At 61.0% G+C, this 2,711-nt stretch carries 2 protein-coding genes; both read right to left on the reverse strand.

Annotated features, from left to right (window positions below; all coding sequences use genetic code 11):
• Positions 1-1,903, reverse strand: a 1,903-nt coding sequence (locus ALP40_RS15105; RefSeq protein WP_147478327.1) for a condensation domain-containing protein, incomplete at its 3' end; no start/stop codon positions are given.
• Between the two features lie 251 nt (positions 1,904-2,154).
• On the reverse strand, positions 2,155-2,711 hold a 557-nt coding region (locus ALP40_RS15110; protein ID WP_147478328.1), incomplete at its 5' end, for a phosphopantetheine-binding protein.

Below are 2,711 nucleotides of genomic sequence, written 5' to 3' on the forward strand. Positions count from 1 at the left end.
GGTTGACCGGATTTTCAGCGCTGTAGCCGTCCAACGAGGCTTCGATCAGCAGGCACTGCACGTGCGCGGGAACCGGCAGCCTGTCCCGTACAGACGCTTGGGTCAGCAGCAACTCAATGCCGCTGTCCTGCATCAGAAAGCTCAGGCGATCCTGCGGGTAATCCGGGTCCAGCGGCACGTAGGCGCCGCCGGCTTTCAGGATCGCCAGCAAGCCAACGATCATATCCAGACTGCGTTCGGCCGCCAGGCCCACGCGCACGTCCGGGCCGACGCCCTGCTCGCGCAGTTTGTGGGCCAGCTGGTTGGCGCGCTGGTTGAGCTGCTCGTAGCTCAACGTCTCGGCGCCCAGACTCAAGGCAATGGCCTGAGGCGTTTTTGCAGCCTGCGCCTCGAAACGCTGGTGAGCGCACTGTTCGGTCGGATACACCTTCAGACCGGCATTCCAGCCTTGCAAGGTGGCCTCACGCTCAGCGGCGCTCAACAACGGCAAGTCGGCAATGCGCTGCTGTACATCGCCGGTCATGGCGTGCAGCAGGTTGCGCCAGTGGCCAGCCATGCGCTCGATGGTGGAGGCGTCGAACAGATCGGTGGCGTAGATCAAGGAGGCGCCCAACCCGTCCGGGCGTTCGCAGGTATCCAGCGTCAGGTCGAACTGCGCGGTGTGCTTGTCGGACAGTTGATATTCCAGGCGCAGCCCTGCCAGTTCGCGGGCTTCATTACGGGCTTCGGTCTGGTGGTTGTAAGCGACCTGAAACAGCGGGCTGCGGCTGGGATCGCGCTCCGGCTGCAAGGCTTCGACCAGTTGCTCGAACGGCAGGTCTTGATGCGCCTGAGCCTGCACAGCCGTGTATTTGATCTGCTGCAGCAGGTCGGCGACGGTGGTCTGCGAAGAGAACTCGGCCTTAAGCACTTGGGTGTTGACGAAGAAGCCGATCAACCCTTCGGTTTCGCTGCGGTTGCGGTTTGCAATCGGCACGCCGACGCGCACATCGTCCTGCCCGCTGTAGCGATGCAACAGGGTCTGAAACGAGGCCAGTAACAACATGAACAGCGTGATGCCTTGCTCGCGGGCCAGCGCTTTGAGGCGGCTCAGCAGTACGGTGTCCAGTTCGACATTCAAGCGCGCGCCGTGATGATCGCGCATCGCGGGACGTGGACGGTCGGAGGGCAATTCCAGCACCGGCTGCTGCTCACCCAGCTGGTTCGTCCAGTATTCCAACTGCCGGGCCTGCTCACCCATTTCCAGCCAGTTGCGTTGCCAGATCGCGTAGTCGGCGTACTGGATCGGCAGCGGTTCACGCCTGATTTCGCGCCCCAGGCTGATGGCCTGATAGCCCTGCAGCAGTTCCTCGACCATGATCGGCATCGACCAGCCATCGGAGACGATGTGGTGCTGGGTCAGGACCAGCACGTGTTCGTCGTCGGCGACCTGCAACAGCCTGACGCGCAGCAGCGGCCCGTGTTGCAGATCGAACGGCTGCTGTACTTCATGATCGACATAATCCTGAACCGACTGGCCGTGCGCAAGCCGCTCTACGCTCAGCACAAAGGCTGCCGCCGGATGCACCACCTGAAGCGATTCATCGCCTTGTTGCTCAAAGGTCGTGCGAAGGGTTTCGTGGCGTTCGATCAGCGACTCGACACTGCGGCGCAAGGCTTCAGTGTTCAATGGGCCATGCAGGCGCAACGCCAGCGGGATGTTGTAGGCTGCGCTGTGCGGCTCCAGTTGCCAGAGAATCCATTGCCGCTGCTGCGCGAAGGACAGCGCAGACGGTGCCTGCGTCTCCCTCGGGAAGATCGGCGTGACCCCGTAAAGATTCACCCCCTGACGCTTGAGCAGGACCGCCAGCGCCTTGCGTTCACGGGGGGACAGCGATTTAACGGAGTCAAGCAACTGGTGCACGGGTGTTTCTCCTAAACAACTGAAATGAAGCATTCCTGAGGAAACTGCCGCTATGTCCTGACGCGACGCTATCTCGCGGTAGAGAGATATCCGTGGGAGCGAGCTTGCTCGCGAATGGGATCGTTCCACTCAATCCGGACGCGGTGCTTGAAACGAATCTTTCGCGAGCAAGCGCGCTCCCACTGTTTTTGATGACCTTTGAACAGCGCAGTGTCAGGGCACACACAATGCCCCTCCACCACGCAAAACCATCACGCCAGCAACTTATCAATGTCCTCCGCTGATAAACGTTTGAGAGCCTCCAGTGATTTAGTCAATTCATCCTGCGCGTGGTCACTTTCACCGTTTTTCCGCTCAAGCGTGGTGCTGAAGTCAGCAAGCGTGGGGCGTTCGAACAGGTCCTTGAGGCTGACCTCGTGCTGCAACTGCTCGCGTACGTGCACCAGCATCTGCACCGCCAGCAACGAATGCCCGCCCAGTTCGAAGAAGTTATCGGTGCGACCGACCTGCTCCACTTTGAGCACGTGCGCCCAGATGGCAGCCAGTTGCTGTTCCAGCTCGCCTTGCGGTGCAACGTAGTGAGCCTGCAACTGGCTGGCATCCGGCACAGGCAGGGCCTTGCGGTCCAGCTTGCCGTTGGCGGTCAGCGGCAGTCGGTCCAGCAGCACGAAGTGGCTAGGCACCATGTAGTTCGGCAGATGGGTTTTCAGCTCGGTTTTCAGCGCTTCGCGAAGGATCTGCGGGTCCTGTTCTGGATCGGTCGGCACCAGGTACGCCACCAATTGATCCTCCAGCGCGAGCACAGTCA

Source organism: Pseudomonas viridiflava (assembly GCF_003702045.1).
In the GTDB taxonomy this organism is placed as follows: Bacteria; Pseudomonadota; Gammaproteobacteria; order Pseudomonadales; family Pseudomonadaceae; genus Aquipseudomonas; species Aquipseudomonas viridiflava_C.